The sequence below is a fragment of the Actinomadura sp. ATCC 39365 genome, assembly GCF_054392275.1.
The window spans coordinates 2,851,641-2,868,298 of the sequence record NZ_CP184335.1 but is presented as its reverse complement, the minus strand read 5'-3'; the positions used below and the strand labels follow the sequence as shown (position 1 = coordinate 2,868,298).

The window sequence follows — 16,658 nt, the reverse complement described above, 5'->3', positions numbered from 1 at the left end:
GACGCCCGTGGACCAGTAACCGAACAAGCCCGGCGAAAGCACGGGCTCGAAGAAGAAACAGCGCTGTCATGGACGCCATCAAGCACGCCGCGGCCCTCAAGGAGCGGCTGGTCAACTTCGCCCTCTCGCCCCAGTTCACCCGCGAACTCGACGCAGCCTTCGAGCGGAGCCGTCCCGACGACCTCGCCGACAGCGAGGTGACCGCCAGCATGATCGTCGATCACTTCGCCCTGCAGCACCGGCTGGCCTCCGGTGACACGGTCATCGACCGCTTCCTGCGTGCCCACCCCGGCCTGAGCCCGCAGGAGCGGGCGATGCTCCTCGGCTGGAGGGACGTGGTCGAAGGCATCTTCGAGGTCCAGGGAAAAGAACAGGACGCCGTGGTCCTGTTCAACCTCGTGGACGAGCTCACCTATCGCGCCCGGTCCAACATGGGCAAGTCCGCGTTCCGCCCCATCGAGAGGGGCATGTTCCTCATCTGCCGCCTGGTGCCGCTCAGGGAGGGCTGGCTGGTCAGCGCGCACATCAGCCTCTTCCCCGCCGAGGCCCGTGACCAGCTCCTCACCCAGGCCGCGGACATCGGCCTGCGCAACCCCAAGCTGGTCTTCCGCAACCCGGACAAGCTCGCCACCGCCCGCCGGATGCTCGCCGCACAGCGAGAGGTCTTCCTCGACCTGTACGACGCCGAATACATCGTGGTTACGGGAGAGGACGTGGTCCCGCGACACGATGCGTTCATGCGGGCGTGCATGGACCGTACCCAGCCCGGCAGCACCTTCCCTCTGCCCGGCTTCACCTATCCCGAGGAGGTGCTGGACGCCGAAACGGTGGCCATCCACTTCGACCCGGAAACAGGAATCAGCTTCTACCTCGAGTTCGGTCTCCTGCAGGAGCTCTTCGCCGACCCGCGCCTGATCAACCGGCGCCGCTACCGCGAAACCCTGACCTCTTACCTGCGGGGCGACGACATCTCCCCCGCGGCCATCCGGCTCCTGGCCGACCCCGCCCCGGACAATGCCGGCGTGGTCTTCGGCAAGCTTCTCAAGAAGAAGGGCTTCTCCTGGCCCGAGCACGGGGAGTCACTGCTGCGCCGGTACAAGTCCCGCTACTTCGACGAGCCCCAACTGCCCACCACTGTCCCGGTCAGCGAGACGATGGCCAAGCATCTGCGGAGCGCCTTGGCTGACGAGTCGTCGGAGCGGTGATCTATGCGCGTAGCCGTCAACCGCCGGCAGATCTTCCGGTCGCCCTCGGTCGTACGGCAGGCTCCTGGCCGCTGAGCTGCATAGACAACACCTCAGCTACCGGGAGCCCGCTCCTGCTTACGGGTCAACTACCCACTCATGACCACAGCACGGCGCGCTACTTACTCGAGCCCGGACACCAAATCCCTTTGTCAGCAGGCTCAGAGACCGTCACCGGCGAACGCCATTGCTCGAAGCGCCGCGACCTGGACAGGTCGGCCGATTCCTGCTCCTACAGAGCGTGCCAGCAGAAGTCGGCGTAGTCGTCGTCGCAGAACGCGGCGGCCGGCGACGTGCGCAGGCCCAGCCGGGACTGTCTAGATAACGGCTCTGGGCCCGTAATCGGTGGTGGCGCTGGGTGATCCCTGCCAGGCTGTGCCGTGCTGAAGATCGACGATCTTACGGGTGTCGTGTTCGCGGGGCTGTCTGCCCTGGTCATCGAGGGCGTAGAGGACGAGGCCAACCACATCCAGGTGATGGCCCGTACGCGCGACGAACCGATGCCGTGCCCGGCGTGTGGGTGCCGACCGGTCGAGTGCACAGCTACGCCGGTCGGACGGTCAGGGATGTGCCGGTCGACGGGCGGCCGGTGATGGTGTCGCTACAGGCTCGGCGTCTGGTCTGCCCAGCGCGGGGATGCCCTCGGCAGACGTTCCGTGAGCAGGTTCCTGGGCTGCTTGAGCGCTACCAGCGTCGGACGAACAGGCTCACCGGCCAGTTGGGTGCGGTAGTCCAGGAGCTGGCCGGCCGGGCCAGTGCTCGGCTGTCCTGGCGGTCACGATCTCCAGGTCCACCGGGCTGCGCCTGCTGATGCGGCTGCCGCTGCCACCGCTGCGGGTCCCGCGCGTGCTGGGTGTCGATGACTTCGCTCTCAAGCGACGGCATCGGTATGCCACCGTCCTCACTGACGCCGAGACCGGTGAGCGGATCGATGTCCTGCCCGGCCGCGGTGCCGATCTGCTGGAGGCATGGCTGCGATCGCACCCTGGCGTCGAGATCGTCTGCCGGGACGGTTCGGGTGCCTACGGGGAGGCGATTCGACGTGCTCTGCCGGATGCGGTGCAGGTCGGCGACCGGTGGCATCTGTGGGCGAATTTCTGCGACAAGACCCTCGCCGAGGTTCGCTCCCACAGCGCCTGCTGGGCCACGGTCAACCCGCCCCGCGCCGCTGGCGTCCACGAACGGACTACCCGCGAGCGCTGGGAGCAGATCCACCAGCTGCTGGGCAAGGGTGTCGGCCTGCTGGAATGCGCCCGCCGCCTGAACCTGTCGCTCAACACCGTCAAGCGCTACGCCCGCACCCACAAGCCCGAGGCTTTACGTCGCGCACCGCGCTACCGTCCCACGCTCGTCGACCCCTACCGCGATCACCTGCGCGACCGACGCGCCACCGACCCAGCCGTGCCCGTGCAGGAGTTGTTCCGGGAGATCAAGGAACTCGGCTACACCGGCAGCCTCAACCTGCTCTACCGCTACATCACCCAAAGCCGAGCCGAAGGGGAACGGCCCGTCACCACCCCGCGCCGCCTGGCACGTCTGCTGCTCACTCACCCCGACCGACTCCGCGATAGCGACACCCGGCTGGTGCAAGAGCTCACCGCTGCCTGTCCCGAGCTGACCGAACTCGCCTACCATGTCCGCGACTCACCCTCCCGCATCACAACGGCCGCACCGAGGGCGTCAACACCCGCACAAAGAGGATCATGCGCCAGATGCACGGCCGCGCCGGGTTCGATCTGTTGCGCCACCGCATCCTGCTGCCATGACGGTCACTTACCGCCACCACCGATTACGGGCCAGAGCCGTTGTTTTACAGTCCCTCTCAGGGTTCGCGTCACTCTGGTTGCCGCTCCTGTTCGAGGGTGACGGAGCGGTCGGTTGTGTGGGATACAGCTCGTTTCCGCCTGGGCTGGCCGCCTTGTGGTCTGATCTTGAGTGGATGTGGCTCGATCTCAGTCAGACTCTCCGTCTCATGGAGACCGGGCCGTTCTACGCCTGGAACCTGTGGCGGATGGGACGGCAAGGTCCCGTGGCTGCTCTGGCGGCTGCTTCCGATGCTCTGCTATGTGACAGCGGTGGGCTTGCTGATCGCGGCGGTTCGGGCGCAGCGGAGTACGGCCGGTCGGACTGATCCTCAGGAAACGATCGTTGGATGAAGGTTGTGCGGTGCCAACACTCGTCCATAGCATTTGGCCTGGCCTTCTATCCTCGGCACTCGTGTTTCTACGCCTGCTGTATCTGCTGATGGTCCGGTTGTTGGGCTGGTTGACGCTTCCCACACGGAGCGACACCTCCAGGACGTGGAGACCTTGGTGCTGCGCCATGAGGTCGCCGCCCCGCGTCGTCAGGTCTCCCGGCCACGACCAGACTGGGCCGGCCGAGCGCTGTTGACCGCACTGGCGCGACTAGCGCCCACGCAGTTACCGTCGAAGGACCATCACAGGATTGATCAACGAGTACCACAGAGCAGCCTGATCGTCCCACAAACGCCCAGCTCAGCAGCAGTGTCCGCGTCTTGGTGCCGCACCGGTAGATCGCTCCAGCAGCTTGTGGACGGCACGCTGGATCTTTCCCGGCCCACGGCTCATCAGCACAGCACAAGGGTGAGGCGTTTCGGCGCGCATCAACATTTACCGCCCTCGGCACACTTGCCTAACGTGCCTTAACGCTGACCGGGGCCGCTGACCTGGGTGGTCGCTTGAGAACCCAAGACAAGGATGGCCGTGAGACCGAACCTGCCTCGGAACCTGACCGGGTCACGGCCTGCTGGGGCTTGGACCAGAGCCCGGCCGGAAACGGCGGTCCGGGCCGTCAACCAGACGCCCCGGACCGGGCATCAGGCTCTGACAGCGCGCCCGGGCAGGGCGGTCGGCAACAGATGCTCGTCGCGGACCACGAACCGGCCGCCGACAAGGACGTGAACGAACCCGGAGGAATGCCTGACCGTATCGGTGTAGGTGGCACGGTCGCTGACGGTCTCGGGGGCGAAAACGGTCAGGTCGGCGTCGCAGCCCGCCTGGACACGGCCCTTGCGCCGCATCGCCGGAACACCCGAGCCCACCACGTCGGCGGGGATGAGCGTGCACCGGCGCACAGCCTCGGGCAGCGACAGGACACCGTTCTCCCGGACGAGCCTGCGCAGCGTCCGGCCGTAGGTGCCGGCCGTACGAGGATGGGTGACGGCGTCGGGCCCAAGCGGCCACGAGAGCGGGTCGGGCGCCCCCGAGCGCCACAGGAGGGGGACGGCGTCGGTGGCGACAGCGGCGTCGGTGAAGGTGAGGGCCCGCTGGATGTAGTCGAACTGGGCGGGGTCGTCCTCGTCGAGCAGGTGGACGAAAGCCGCCGAGCCGGGTTCACTCTCGCGGATTCGACGCAGGGTGTCGGCGTCGGGGATACGGCCCTCGGCGCCGAGCAGGCCGATGGAGTGCGGGGTCAGCCCGCGCCGGTGAAGGAGCTCCGGGGCGAGGAAGGCCGCGCCGACGCCGGTCATGCCCGCGCCGTAGGGGTAGGCCTCGGTGGTGACGCGCGAGCCTTCGGCGCGAACCTTCTCCACCAGGCCGAGCACGCGGTCGACATGGCGGATGGAGGTGCTGTTGACGTGGCAGTAGTGCATGTGCGCGCCGGTCTCGGCGGCGGCGCGGACGACCTCCTCGGCGCCGTCGACGGGAGTGGTGGGGTCCATCTCGACAAGTTCACGGGCGTGGGTGTAGGTGGGCAGCCCGGCGCGGGCGGCGATGGCGGCCACGGCGAGGTACTCGGCGGGATCGACGCGGGGCGCGTAGCCGACCAGGATGCCGATGCCGAGCGCGCCATCGCCGAGGTCGCGCTCCAGCATGCCGACGATACGGTCGACGACATTCCGCGGAGCGGCGCGCTGCCATTCCTCGCGGCCGATGTTGGCCAGGAAGTCGCCACTCAGGTCGCCGCTGGTGTCGAGGCCGAGGAGGACGGACATGCGGGCCACGGCCCAGGAGGTGGCGAAGCCGTAGTTGAGCGGCCTGCCCTCGATCTCGGCCCTGCGGTAGGCGGCGGCGACCGGGTAGGCGCCGGCTTCGAGTTCCAGGACGGTGGTGACGCCGTCGAGTGCCTGCAGGCGGTGGCCGGCGACGTCCGTGCTGTGGCTGTGCAGGTCGATGAAGCCTGGGCTGACGACCAGGCCGGTCGCGTCGACGGTGGTGACGCCGTCGAGCGGCTGGTCGGAGACGGCCTGGATGACCCCGCCGTTGACGCCGACGTCGCGTACGGCGTCCAGACCGGTCTCGGGGTCGATGACCCGGCCGCGGGTGAGGACCAGATCGTATGTCGTCACGCGAGCTCCTTCGTTCCTAGGCTGAACTGCTCAGGGCGCTGGGGCACGATCAACGCGATCAGCGCGCCAAGGACGGTGGTGGCGATGAGCAGGCCGAAAGCGGCGTTGTAGGAGAACTTGTCGACCAGGAAGCCCATGAGGACGGGGGCGAGGACGCCGGCGATCTGGCCGCCGACGTTGACGACGCCCATGCCGGATCCGATGATGGCGGGCGGCAGGGCGCGCACGGGCATGCCGAGGATGCCCATCGTGGAAAGGCCCGCCACGCCCATGGCGAGGGTCTGGTAGACGGTGAACCCGACAGCGGAGTCGGCCATCAGCATGAGCGCCAGGAGCACGGCGGTGACCAGGAGCAGGGGAATGACGTAGAGCCGGGCCCTGTCGTGGAAGAAGCGGTCGAACAGCCAGCCGCCGAGGAAGGCGGTCGCGCACGCGACCAGGCCGGGGATGGCGGACATGACACCGGTGTTGATGAGGGAGATGCCGCGCTCCTCCAGCAGGTAGCTGGGCACCCAGGTGATCAAGCCGTAGCCGAGCATGTTGGTGGTGCAGAAGAGGGCGGCGAACTTCCAGACCGATGGCGAGCGCATGACGGCGCCGAGGCTGGTCCCCTCGTCCTGAACGACGTCGGAGCCGTTGAGGTGGGCGGGCAACGCCTTGGGCAGCAGCTTCCAGAGCAGAACGCCGATGGCGACGCCGGCGGCGGCGGTGACCCAGAAGGTGTGGCGCCAGCCGAGGGCGAGGATGAGCGGCGCGACGAGGAGCGGGGCGACGCCGGCACCAAGCTGGTTGGAGGCGAGCATGGCGCCGGCGGCGGTGGCGCGGATGGCGGGGGTGGTGCGTTCCGCGATTGCCTTGAAGGACGCGCCGGGAAAGAGGCCCTGGCCGACGCCGAAGAGAGCACGGATGACGAGGAGGGAGGCCAGGCCCCAGGCAATACCGGTGAGGGCGGTGAAGACCGACCAGAGCAACAGAGAGACCATGAGTTGGCGGCGGGCGCCGAACTTGTCGGCGAGGATGCCACCCGGCACCTGGCACAGCAGATAGACCAGGGAGAAGGCGGTGATCAGCCAGCCTTGCTCGGTCTTGGTGAGCGCGAACTCCTGGCCGATGAACGGCAACGCGACGGCCATCATCACCCGATCGACATAGTCGATCACCCAGACGCCCATGAGCAGACCGACAGTGACGGTAGCCGTTTTACGTACTTGCGCGGGCGCCAAGGTGTGGGTGCCTTCGGCGAGTCCCATTCACAGGCCTCCGGAGCTAGATCAACGTTCCAGCAACCCTCCATCACCTCACCCGGGAGTGCTTCGTGCAGGAACATGAAGTCGGAGCCGTCGGCGGTGCGATTGCACCAAGATCTATCCACCGGTGGTGAACGCCCTCGATGGCGCTCCACCCGGGTCCAGGCGATGAGCCCCCAGACCGTCCCAGGAGCCTAGTGCCGGCTCGGCGCTCACGTCCGCGCCTTCGGCGCGTTCTGTTCATCGTGATCGCGCAGCATGCGCAAGACGGTGGCGGGTGAGGGGCGCGACCCTTATCGGAGAAGATTCCCATCCGCGCCACGAGGCGGCCCGAACTCGAGCGGGGCCATCGCCATCGTGGCCCGTACCGTCTGGGGGTCTGGGCGCGTGCTCGATGAGGACAAGCCCGGAAAGCGGCTGGGGAGTGCCGTCCTAATGGCCGATCATCTGCACGCGCTCGGGGTCAGCCGGATCGGTCATGGTGCTCGAAGCACAGTGAAGGGCCCACAGCGCGGCTCCCGGCGTCCGACCAACTCCCGGCCTCGACCGGACCATAGAGAAACGACGTCGGCGGGCAACCCCACCGATTTTCGGCCCGGAACGGTCCTCCCGTCAGGGGGTTCAGGGACTAACCCGTCTGTTCGTCGCCCTCGGTTGCCACCCGGGCGGTGACCAGCCCAGACTCGTAGGCCACGATGACCGCCTGGGCGCGGTCGCGGACGGAGAGCTTGTCGAAGATGCTGGTGATGTAGTTCTTGACGGTGGACAGGCTGAGGTCGAGGACGCGGGCGATCTCGGTGTTGTCCAGGCCGGTGGCCATCAGGCGCCATACCTCGACCTCGCGGGGCGTGAGTTCGCCGAGGCCCGTGGGGTTCGGCCGGGTGCCGTAGGGCGCCCGCACGTACGTGGAGATCAGCCGGGTGAGCAGGCGCGGCGCGACGGCGGCGTCGCCGGCGTGGACGGTGCGGATCGCCGCGCTCAGTTCCTCCGGGGAGCTGTCTTTGGGCAGGAACCCGTAGGCTCCGGCTCGCAGGGCGCCCACGAGGTACTCGTCCATGTCGAAGGTGCTGAGCGCCAGGACCCGGCTGCCGGGCACGGTGGCGGCGAGTTCCCTGGTCGCGGCGACGCCGTCGAGGACGGGCATCCGGATGTCCATCACCACGACGTCGGGGCGCAGTTGGCGGGCGAGGGTGACGGCCTGCGCGCCGTTCTCGGCCTCTCCCACCACCTCGAAGGACGGGTCGGGAGAGAGAATCAGCGACAGTCCACGACGTACCAGCGGCTGGTCGTCCACGATCAGCACTCTGATCCTCGGCGGCGTCGGCCCGGTCCCGGTCATCGGCGCGCCCCCTCGTGCTGGACGGCCGCCTCGGCGGCCTCGTCCGTGGTCAGCGGCAGGTCGGCCACCACAGCGAACCCACCGTCGGCCTGCGGGCCGACGGTGAGGGTGCCGTCGTGAAGGGCGACGCGCTCGCGCATGCCGATCAGGCCGTAACCGCCCGAGCCCACCGACGAGGGCCCCTCCCGCGGCAGTGTGCCCCCGCCGTCGTCTCGCACCTCGATGGTGACCCGGTTCTGACGGTACGTCAGCCGCACGGACGCGCGCGCCCGCCCCGCGTGCCTGCGGGCGTTGGTGAGAGCCTCCTGGGCGATCCTGAACACCGTGAGGCCGACGGTCGGCGGCAACGGCCGCCGCTGCCCGTGGACGCCGAAGTCCGTCGGCAGTCCGGCCAGGCGGGATTCCTCGACCAGGCGGCCGAGGTCGTCGGCGCCGGGCTGGGGCTGGGCTGGCGTGGTCTCCGGCTCGTCGCCGTCCCGCAGCACGTCGAGGAGCTGGCGCATCTCGCGCAGCGCGAGCCGTCCGGAGGACTCCAGGGTGACCAGGGCCTCACTGACCACCTCCGGTTCCGCGACGTTGGCGCGGGCGCCGCCGGCCATCAGCTGCATGGTGGTGATGTGGTGGGCCACGATGTCGTGCAACTCCCGTGCGATACGGCGCCGCTCGTCGGCCACCGCGCGGTCGGCGAGGAGTCTGCGGTTGGCCGCCACCTCTGCCTGCCAGCGGTTGACCGCCATGGCGGTGCCGACGACGATCAGGGTGGTGAGGGGCGGGACGACGGCGTCCTGCCAGGGCGGGACGTGGCCGATGTTCTGGCTCAGCAGGGTCAGCGATACGGTCGCGGCGGCGGCGATCGCCGTGACCACGCCGGGGCGGGCCCTGGCTACCGCGTACAGGGCGACCACCAGGACGGCGCCGAAATGCCTGGGCAGCGGCACGATCAGGGTGGCCGCGGTATCGAGCACCAGGACGACGGCGAGCGCCGCCACCGGATGGCGGCGCCGGGCGAGCAATGGCAGGGCCGCCAGCGCGACGAAGAGAAACCCCGCCACGCTCACGGCGTGCCGGCCGTCGGGGGCGTTGAAGAATGCGTAGCTGAGCAGGTTCATCACGCACGCCCCGCCGGCGACGAGCGCGTCGCTGTGGGCCCACGGCAGCTCCCGGGCGTTGCTCAACAATGCTGTTCCCCCGTATCCGGCCTTACGGCCCCCGGAACAGGGTTACACAGCGGCGGCGATGGCCAGGCCGGGACCAGGACCACGGTCCTGGTCCCCGAGAGGCGGAAGGACCCAGGGCCTCGGTGCGAATCATCCGCTACCAGGAGGTTTACCGCTTCTGCGGCTGATGGTCTGGATATCGGCCGGGAGCTCCCGGCAGACGCCGTCCGCCGGAGGAGATCGTGATCCGTGCCCTGACCGGGTACTCCACCAGACACCCATGGAAGGTCATCGCCCTCTGGGCGGTGCTGGGTGTCGTACTGAGCGCCTTGACCCCGATGCTGTTCGACCGTGTCACCCAGAACCAGGCCGGCGATTTCCTGCCCCGGAGCTACGACTCGGCCGCCGCGCTGCGCATCGCCGAGGAGCGGTTCGGGGTGAACCCCGACGCCACCACGGTGACGGTGCTGGTCGCCCGGTCCGACGGCAGGGCCCTCAGCGCCGCCGACCGCCAGCGCGTCGAGGCCGAGGCCGCAAAGCTGGCCAAGCGCCGGGTGATCATGCCCAGGGAGGACGACGGCCCCCAGCGGTTCCTGATCCCGGACCGCTCCCAGACGCCCCGGATCGCCCCGGCGATGACGGCGCCCGACCGGAGCTTCCAACTGCTCTCCGTCGAGCTGATCGGCAACCGCGGGGACAAGGGCGTCCAGGGCGTCTACCGGACCTTCCGGGACTCAGCCAGGACTCAGTTCTCCGAGGCGGGGATGCGTACCGGCTTCACCGGAGCGCTCGCCGAAGCCGTTGACACCGTCGACTCCCGCAAGACCGTCACGACGGTCGGGAGCGGGCTCATCGTGGGCCTCATCGTCCTGATCAACGTGCTGGTGTTCCGTAGCGTGCTGGCGGCCCTGCTGCCGCTGCTGGCGGTCGCCATGATCGGCTTCGTGGCGGCGGGAGCCGTAGCGGGCGCCGCGATGCTCACCGGGCTCAAGCTCGACGCGGGCACCCCGGGCCTCATCAACGTGGTCCTGCTCGGCATCGGCATCGACTACCTGTTGTTCCTGCTGTTCCGCTACCGCGAGCAGTTGCGTACCAGGCCCGAGCAGTCCGCCCGTGAGGTGGCCGCGCAGGTCTCCGGCCGGGTCGGCACCGCGATCACCTCGGCGGCGTTGACCATCGTGGCCGCGTTCGCCACCCTCGGTCTCGCGACCTTCGGGCAGTTCCGCTCGATGGGCCCCGCGATCGCCGTCGCGGTCGTGGTGATGATGATCGGCAGCCTCACGCTCCTGCCGGCGCTGCTCGCCGCTGCCGGGCGCAAGATGTTCTGGCCCTCCCGTACGGCTCTGCGCCCCGAGACCGGTGAGGGCTGGGCCGCCCGCCTGGGTGCGCTGGTCACGCGCCGGCCGCTGATGATGCTGACCGCCTCCATCGGCCTGCTCGCCGCACTGGCTGCCGGGCTGATCGGCATCCGCATGGACTATGGCCAGGGCGGCTCCGGTGCCCAGACCCCCGCGGCGGCCACCGCGGCCGAGATCTCCCGTACGCTGCCGGCCGGCGTGTCCGACCCGACGAGCGTCTTCATCACCGCCAAGGACGGCGGCACCCTCACTGCCGACCGGCTCGACGGCCTCTCCCGAGCGCTCACCCGGGTCAAGGGCGTAGGCCAGATCGCACCGACCGTCCTGAACAAGGACCACCGTGCCGCCCGCATCGACCTCTACCCGACCGCGGACCCGCGGAGCCGGCAGGCCCGCGACCTGGCCGTCGGACCGATTCGGGCCACGGTCGCCCAGCACACGCCTGCCGGGATCACGGCCCACGTGGGCGGGACGCCCGCCATCGTCGCCGACATCTCGACCGCGGTCGACCACGACCTGAAGATCGTGTTCCCGGTCGCGGCCGCGCTGATCGCGCTGATCCTCCTGCTGCTCCTGCGCAGCCTGCTCGCTCCGGTGATCCTGCTGCTCTCCGTCGGGCTCGGCTTCGCCGCGACTCTCGGCGCAACCGGGCTGCTGTTCCAGCACGTCATCGGCGAGCCTGGCGTCGGCTTCACGCTTCCGCTCGTGCTGTTCCTGTTCGTCGTGGCACTGGGGACCGACTACAACATCCTGATCGCCGACCGCATCCGGGAGGAGATGCGGCGATCGGGTACGGCTCGCGCCGCCGTGGCCCGCGCCGTACGGCACACCGCGCCTGCCATCGCCACGGCCGGCCTGGTGCTGGCCGCCTCCTTCGCCGGCCTCGTCACGTCCCCGGGCAACGAGCAGATCGCCTTCGCGATGACGCTGGGCATCCTGCTCTCCGCGCTCGTCGTGTCCCTGGTCCTGGTGCCCGCCCTGGCCGCGCTGCTCGGCCGGGCCATCTGGTGGCCGCTGAGCCCACGACCCGCCGCAGGCGGCCATCGCACCGGACCTTTCGGGTCCCACCCGACTGCTTTCGAGTCCCACCCGACTGCTTCGGCGGTCGCATCTGCCGGGAGGCAAGAATGATGAAGAGGAATCCGATCAACCACCGCATCCACGCGATCGGGGCGTCGGCGGTCACGGCCGCGACGGTCGTCACACTCGCGGCGGGTCCGGCCCACGCCACGTCCGGCTACGACCGGGCGGCCCTGCAGCGGGATCTGGCCGCGATCCGCGACGCCGGCACGCTGGGGGTGCAGGCACGGGTGGTCTCTCCCGCCGGTGACCTGTCCGCGGCAGCCGGTACGGCGGTGCGTGGCCGTACCGTGCCGATCCCGCTCGACGGGCACTTCCGGATGGGCAGCAACACGAAGACCTTCGTGGCCACCGTGATCTTGCAGCTGGAGGCGGAGGGCCGCCTGTCCCTCGGCGACAGCGTCGAACGGTGGCTGCCCGGACTGGTGCGCGGCAACGGCAACGACGGGCGCGCCATCACCGTCAGGCACCTGCTCCAGCACACCAGCGGCCTGCACGACTCCGTAGGCGACATCGAGATGAAGATGCGCACTGAGCAGGGATACCGCGCCTACCGGTTCCTCCGCATGTCCCCGCGCAAACTGGTCGCTCTCAGCGTGGGTCGGCGCCCGCTCTTCTCCCCCGGCACCCGCTGGAGCTACTCCAACATCAACTACCTCCTGGCCGGGATGATCGTCGAGAAGGCCACTGGTAACTCCTGGCGCGATGAGGTGACCCACCGGATCGTCACGCCGCTGCGGCTACGCGAGACGACGCTGCCCGGTGACGCCTCGCGGCTGCCCAAGCCGCACCCGCAGAGCTACACCGAGGACGCCGAGACCGGCCGGCCCTTCCGCGCCACGGTGCTCAGCCTCGGCTGGGCCGGCCCGGCGGGCGAGGCCGTCACCACCACCGGCGACCTGGGCAGGTTCTGGCGAGCGTTGCTGGGCGGCCGGCTCCTGACACCACGTCAGCTCAAGAAGATGACCACCACGGTCCCCGTCGGCGCGCCCGGCAGGGAATTCGGCCTGGGCATGGCCAAGCAGCGGCTGAGCTGCGGGATCACGGCATGGTCGCATCCCGGTGGCACACCCGGGTTCATCACCGACAACGCCGTCACCGAGGATGGCCGCACCAGCGTGATCGTCTCCCGCACCACCTACCCCGGTACCCCAGCCCAAGGCCAGGCCACGGCCCGCCTGATCGACAACGCGCTCTGCGCCAACCGCTGATCACTCCGGTGCGGCGGCCACGGGCGGCCGCCGCACCCGATGGGGCTCTCCGCCCGGGTCCGTGCGACGAGCCCCAAGGTGGAGCCTTGCCGTAGGTTACAGTGGGTGACGGCTGAGATGCCCGACCGCGAGTTTCGGTCCAGGCGTTGGGGGATGAGTCCGGCGCTCGCCACCGCGATAACGACGGCAGGGACGTTGCCGCAGGTCGCGTCGCTCGCAAACGGGCTTTATGTCAACAACGTCGCACGATCTCGATGACTCGGCGCTACCTTGCGGCTGGTGGCACCTCCCCGAGCAGAGGGGCCATCGCCTCCGCCAACGCGTGGGCTGCACACGTAACGGTCCCCACCTTTTGTGAGGGCCGTTCGCTACCCCCCAGCCGCGGCCATCTCTGCCGAGAGTGATTTCAGCGTCTACCTGCGGCTGAGGAGATCTTCGGGAGCGGAGGGCTGGGGTTTTCGGCAGCCGCAGAACCGATCATCTCGGCGGCCGACATGGGAGGGGGTGGCCGTGCGTCACCATGCTGCGGTCACGGTCGACCGCCATGGAGACCGTCACTGGCGAATGCCCTTGCCCGAAGCGCCGCGACCTGGACAGGTCGACCGCTTCCTGCTCCTCCAAAGTGTGCCGGTAGAAGTCGCCGTAGTCGTCGTCGCCGAACGTGGCGGCCGGCGACGTGCGCAGGCCCGGCCAGTTCGTCGCGGTGGTCGCCCGTCTGCGTAGCCGCCAGTGTTCGGGCACCTATCCTTGCTCACATGGGTGACGTACTGAAGGGGCGAGGTTGCGCGTGGGAGTTCGAGGACGGTGGGCTGCGCATTACGCCTGAGCCGGGTAAGGCGTCGAAACTGAGCATGGAGCTCGGAGAGCGGTTCGTGCCGTACGACGCGCTGGCCGATGTCATGCTGGAGCCTGGTGCACGCGGCAGGGTGGCGTTGCGGGCGGTTCCCCGAGAGGGAGCCGATCCGGTCATGTCCGCGGCAACGGGGCAGCTCCAGGAGTCGCTCGATCCGTACCGGCTGGTGCTGCCCGCCGCCACGAAGACGCTGGCCGACCAGTATGCCAACGAGGTGCGCGCGGCCCTGTCCCAGCGCGGTCCGGCTGAGCGGTTCCTGATCGCCGGTCCTTCGGTGCCGCGTAGTTTCAAGGCATGGGACGGTGAGGCCGCCTTCGACGGGCAGGCTGTCACCTTCACCTGGTTCGCGTCCGGAGCTTCCCCGGCCAAGTACACGGCAGGTGACCGGCGTTACCCGATCACCGAGATCGAGGGCGTCGAGTGGCGTGCACTGGAGGAGGCTCGCGGGTCATTGCGGCTGCGCATCCGTGGGCAACAGGCCCTCTCCAACCCCAACAACGATCCCGCCTCCGTGGTGTTCGGCATTGGCTGGGGAGCCACGCATCACTCCCTGCCCTTCGCCGCCGCCGTGCTGGCCGCCGTACAAGCTCCCATGATCGAACAGGTCACGGCGGAAGGCTGAACTGCTGTCCCGTATGTGAACCTGTGAGGTGCCAAAACCTCGTCCGTGGCATCTGATCTGGCCTTCTATCCTCGGCACTCGTGTTTCTACGCCTGCTGTATCTGCTGATGGTCCCGCTGTTCGGCTGGTTGACGCTACTCTCGCGGGGCGACACCTCCAAGGACGTGGAGATCTTGGTGCTATGTCATGAGGTCGCCGTCCTGCGTCGTCAGGTCTCCCGGCCACGACCAGACTGAGCCGACCAGGCGCTGCTGGCCGCACTGGCGCGACGGCTGCCCACGCGGCTTCGCCTTCATCGGATCGTGACGCCGGGCATCTTGTTGTCCTGGCACCGTCGCCTGGTCAGCCAACGCTGGACCTACCCGAACGCGTGTGCGGTGCCATAAACTCGTCCATGGCATCTGACCTGGCCTTCTATGCTCAGCGCTCGTGTTCCTACGCCTCCTGTATCTACTGATGGTCCGGTTGTTCGGCTGGCTGACGCTCCTCACGCGGGGCGACACCTCCAAGGAGGTGGAGATCCTGGTGCTGCGTCATGAGGTCGCCGTGCTGCGTCGTCAGGTCGCCCGGCCGCGACCGGACTGGGCCGACCGGGCGCTGCTGGCCGCACTGGCGCGACGGCTGCCCACGCGGCTTCGGCTCCATCGGATCGTGACGCCGGGCACTTTGCTGTCCTGGCACCGTCGGCTGGTCAATCAACGCTGGACTTACCGGAACCCAGTCGGGCGTCCGCCGGTCCCGGATGAGCTGCGGGATCTGGTGGTCCGGTTGGCCAGAGAGAATCCCCGATGGGGGCGCCGGCGGATCAGGGGTGAACTGCTCGGCCTCGGCCATCGCGTCGGGGAAGGCACCATCCGCCGGATCCTTGCCGCGGCCGGCCTGGGCCCAGCGCCACGGCGGGCGTCACCGACCTGGCGGCAGTTCCTGACCTCCCAAGCCGCCGGTATCTTGGCGTGCGACTTCGTGCACGTCGACACTGTCTTCCTCAAGCGCCTATACGTCTTGTTCGTCATGGAGATCGAGACACGCCGCGTGCACCTGCTGGGCGTCACCTCCCCCCAACGGGCGCATGGACTACCCAGCAAGCCCGGAACCTGCTGATGGACCTGGGTGAACGCGCCGGCGCCTTCAGGTTTCTCATCCGGGACCGTGACGGCAAGTTCTCCCGCTCGTTCGATGAGGTGTTCGCCACCGCCGGCGTGCGGGTCATCAAGACACCCGTCCGGTCACCACGAGCAAACGCGTTCGCCGAGCGGTTCGTGGGAACGCTACGCCGTGAATGCCTCGATCACCTGCTCATCCATGGCAAGCGGCACCTGCGTACAGTTCTGGCCGAGTACGAACACCATTTCAACCATCATCGCCCGCATCAGGGGCGTTCACTCCGCCCGCCGTTGCACGACCCCAGCAAGGCCATCGACATGGCCTCTAGGATCCACCGTCGAACGACCGTCACAGGCCTGATCAACGAGTACAGCAGAGCCGCGTAATCGCCCTGCAAACGCCCCAGCTCAGCAACAGTATCCACGTTTGGCACCGCACACCCGATGCTGATGCTCCTGATCAACGGCACCAAAGACCCGATCAACCCGTACAACGGCGGAAACGTCATGGTGGGCAGCGCCTCCTACGGCAAGATCCTGTCGGCACCCGACACCGCGGCCTACTTCGCCAAGCTCAACGACAACACCGCCGCGCCTCAGATCTCGAAGCTTCCGCACCAGGCAGACTCCGGATCTGACGTCGGTCAACGTCAGGAGCTATGAAGAGGCCGGAAAGCCGCCCGTCATCGAGTACACCGTCAACAACGGCGGTCACGTCGTGCCCAACAAGGTCTACAGTGCGCCGAGCATGCTGGGCGTCACGACACACGACCTCGACGCGCCGCCGGTCATCTGGGACTTCTTCATGAAGCACAGCAACTGACCACACGGCCCCGTCAGCGGCCTCCGCTCGCTCAGCTCAGTACGGCTGCGCAAGTGCCCCAGGCATGACCAACATGCCTTACTACCCCCAGATATCGGTCCGGCAAGTACGCCCAGCACTACATGCCGAACATGACTAACCGTTGAGCGCACCCAAAATCTTGGAGCCACGGTGGCCGACGTGCTCGGCTTCGACGGCGATACCGGATAGAGTTCCCGTTCCGCCGGGTCTTCCGCTCAGCAGCGGGGAGCTGCTGACCAGGCTCGATGCGATCGGATGTGTCCGGTAGCAGCTTCGTTGACGGCAGGCCGA

General features: G+C 68.5%; 12 protein-coding genes and 1 pseudogene. 8 read left to right on the top strand and 5 right to left on the bottom strand.

The window, feature by feature from the left end:
* The first annotated feature begins 68 nt into the window (after positions 1-68).
* Both ACNF49_RS14460 and ACNF49_RS14455 read left to right on the top strand, forming a co-directional pair.
* The gene (locus ACNF49_RS14460; protein ID WP_482944004.1) at positions 69-1,205 is read left to right on the top strand and encodes a DUF7986 domain-containing protein; all 1,137 of its coding nucleotides are present in this window, start codon (positions 69-71) and stop codon (positions 1,203-1,205) included.
* 404 nt (positions 1,206-1,609) lie between these two features.
* Positions 1,610-3,010, top strand: a pseudogene (locus ACNF49_RS14455) (ISL3 family transposase).
* 1,070 nt (positions 3,011-4,080) lie between these two features.
* On the opposite strand, the gene ACNF49_RS14450 reads toward ACNF49_RS14455, so the two are convergent.
* The 4 genes from ACNF49_RS14450 to ACNF49_RS14435 all read right to left on the bottom strand — a co-directional run bounded on the left by ACNF49_RS14450 (position 4,081) and on the right by ACNF49_RS14435 (position 9,314).
* Complete coding sequence (locus ACNF49_RS14450; RefSeq protein ID WP_482944003.1) at positions 4,081-5,553, bottom strand: amidohydrolase family protein; 1,473 nt, start codon at positions 5,551-5,553, stop codon at positions 4,081-4,083.
* On the bottom strand, positions 5,550-6,803 hold the full coding sequence (locus tag ACNF49_RS14445) for an MFS transporter (protein ID WP_482944002.1): 1,254 nt from the start codon (positions 6,801-6,803) through the stop codon (positions 5,550-5,552). The genes ACNF49_RS14450 and ACNF49_RS14445 overlap by 4 nt, the downstream gene beginning before the upstream one ends.
* Positions 6,804-7,428: 625 nt before the next feature.
* Positions 7,429-8,139, bottom strand: coding sequence for a response regulator (locus tag ACNF49_RS14440; protein WP_357972791.1), 711 nt, complete (start codon positions 8,137-8,139; stop codon positions 7,429-7,431).
* The gene (locus ACNF49_RS14435) at positions 8,136-9,314 is read right to left on the bottom strand and encodes a sensor histidine kinase (RefSeq protein ID WP_482944001.1); all 1,179 of its coding nucleotides are present in this window, start codon (positions 9,312-9,314) and stop codon (positions 8,136-8,138) included. Before ACNF49_RS14435 ends, ACNF49_RS14440 begins: the two co-directional genes overlap by 4 nt.
* 224 nt (positions 9,315-9,538) lie before the next feature.
* On the opposite strand from ACNF49_RS14435, the gene ACNF49_RS14430 reads away from it, so the two are divergent.
* Entirely contained in the window at positions 9,539-11,785 is a 2,247-nt protein-coding gene (locus ACNF49_RS14430) for an MMPL family transporter (RefSeq protein ID WP_482944000.1), read from the top strand.
* Positions 11,782-12,945 carry a serine hydrolase domain-containing protein gene (locus ACNF49_RS14425; protein WP_482943999.1) on the top strand — a complete coding sequence of 388 codons (1,164 nt, stop codon included), beginning with the start codon at positions 11,782-11,784 and terminating at the stop codon, positions 12,943-12,945. Before ACNF49_RS14430 ends, ACNF49_RS14425 begins: the two co-directional genes overlap by 4 nt.
* Before the next feature lie 477 nt (positions 12,946-13,422).
* On the opposite strand, the gene ACNF49_RS14420 is transcribed toward ACNF49_RS14425, so the two are convergent.
* A complete protein-coding gene (locus ACNF49_RS14420) occupies positions 13,423-13,686 on the bottom strand; it encodes a carbohydrate kinase family protein (RefSeq protein ID WP_357972803.1) in 264 nt (87 codons plus the stop codon).
* 14 nt (positions 13,687-13,700) lie between these two features.
* Here ACNF49_RS14420 and ACNF49_RS14415 point away from each other — a divergent pair, with 14 nt between their 5' ends.
* From ACNF49_RS14415 to ACNF49_RS14400, 4 genes are all read left to right on the top strand, one after another.
* A complete protein-coding gene (locus tag ACNF49_RS14415; RefSeq protein WP_482943998.1) occupies positions 13,701-14,420 on the top strand; it encodes a DUF4429 domain-containing protein in 720 nt (239 codons plus the stop codon).
* 429 nt (positions 14,421-14,849) lie between these two features.
* Positions 14,850-15,521: a helix-turn-helix domain-containing protein gene (locus ACNF49_RS14410; RefSeq protein ID WP_482943997.1), complete on the top strand. Its 672-nt coding sequence runs from the start codon at positions 14,850-14,852 to the stop codon at positions 15,519-15,521.
* Entirely contained in the window at positions 15,521-15,910 is a 390-nt protein-coding gene (locus tag ACNF49_RS14405; RefSeq protein WP_482943996.1) for an integrase core domain-containing protein, read from the top strand. The genes ACNF49_RS14410 and ACNF49_RS14405 overlap by 1 nt, the downstream gene beginning before the upstream one ends.
* Before the next feature lie 57 nt (positions 15,911-15,967).
* On the top strand, positions 15,968-16,186 hold the full coding sequence (locus tag ACNF49_RS14400) for a hypothetical protein (RefSeq protein WP_482943995.1): 219 nt from the start codon (positions 15,968-15,970) through the stop codon (positions 16,184-16,186).
* Positions 16,187-16,658: the final 472 nt, after the last annotated feature.

What these genes read in the sequence shown, in the direction of transcription:
- ACNF49_RS14460 (WP_482944004.1), top strand. Translation starts at nt 69, where the DNA reads ATGGACGCCATCAAGCACGCCGCGGCCCTCAAGGAGCGGCTGGTCAAC.
- ACNF49_RS14445 (WP_482944002.1), bottom strand. Translation starts at nt 6,803, where the DNA reads ATGGGACTCGCCGAAGGCACCCACACCTTGGCGCCCGCGCAAGTACGT.
- ACNF49_RS14440 (WP_357972791.1), bottom strand. Translation starts at nt 8,139, where the DNA reads ATGACCGGGACCGGGCCGACGCCGCCGAGGATCAGAGTGCTGATCGTG.
- ACNF49_RS14425 (WP_482943999.1), top strand. Translation starts at nt 11,782, where the DNA reads ATGATGAAGAGGAATCCGATCAACCACCGCATCCACGCGATCGGGGCG.
- ACNF49_RS14415 (WP_482943998.1), top strand. Translation starts at nt 13,701, where the DNA reads ATGGGTGACGTACTGAAGGGGCGAGGTTGCGCGTGGGAGTTCGAGGAC.
- ACNF49_RS14405 (WP_482943996.1), top strand. Translation starts at nt 15,521, where the DNA reads ATGGACCTGGGTGAACGCGCCGGCGCCTTCAGGTTTCTCATCCGGGAC.
- ACNF49_RS14400 (WP_482943995.1), top strand. Translation starts at nt 15,968, where the DNA reads ATGCTGATGCTCCTGATCAACGGCACCAAAGACCCGATCAACCCGTAC.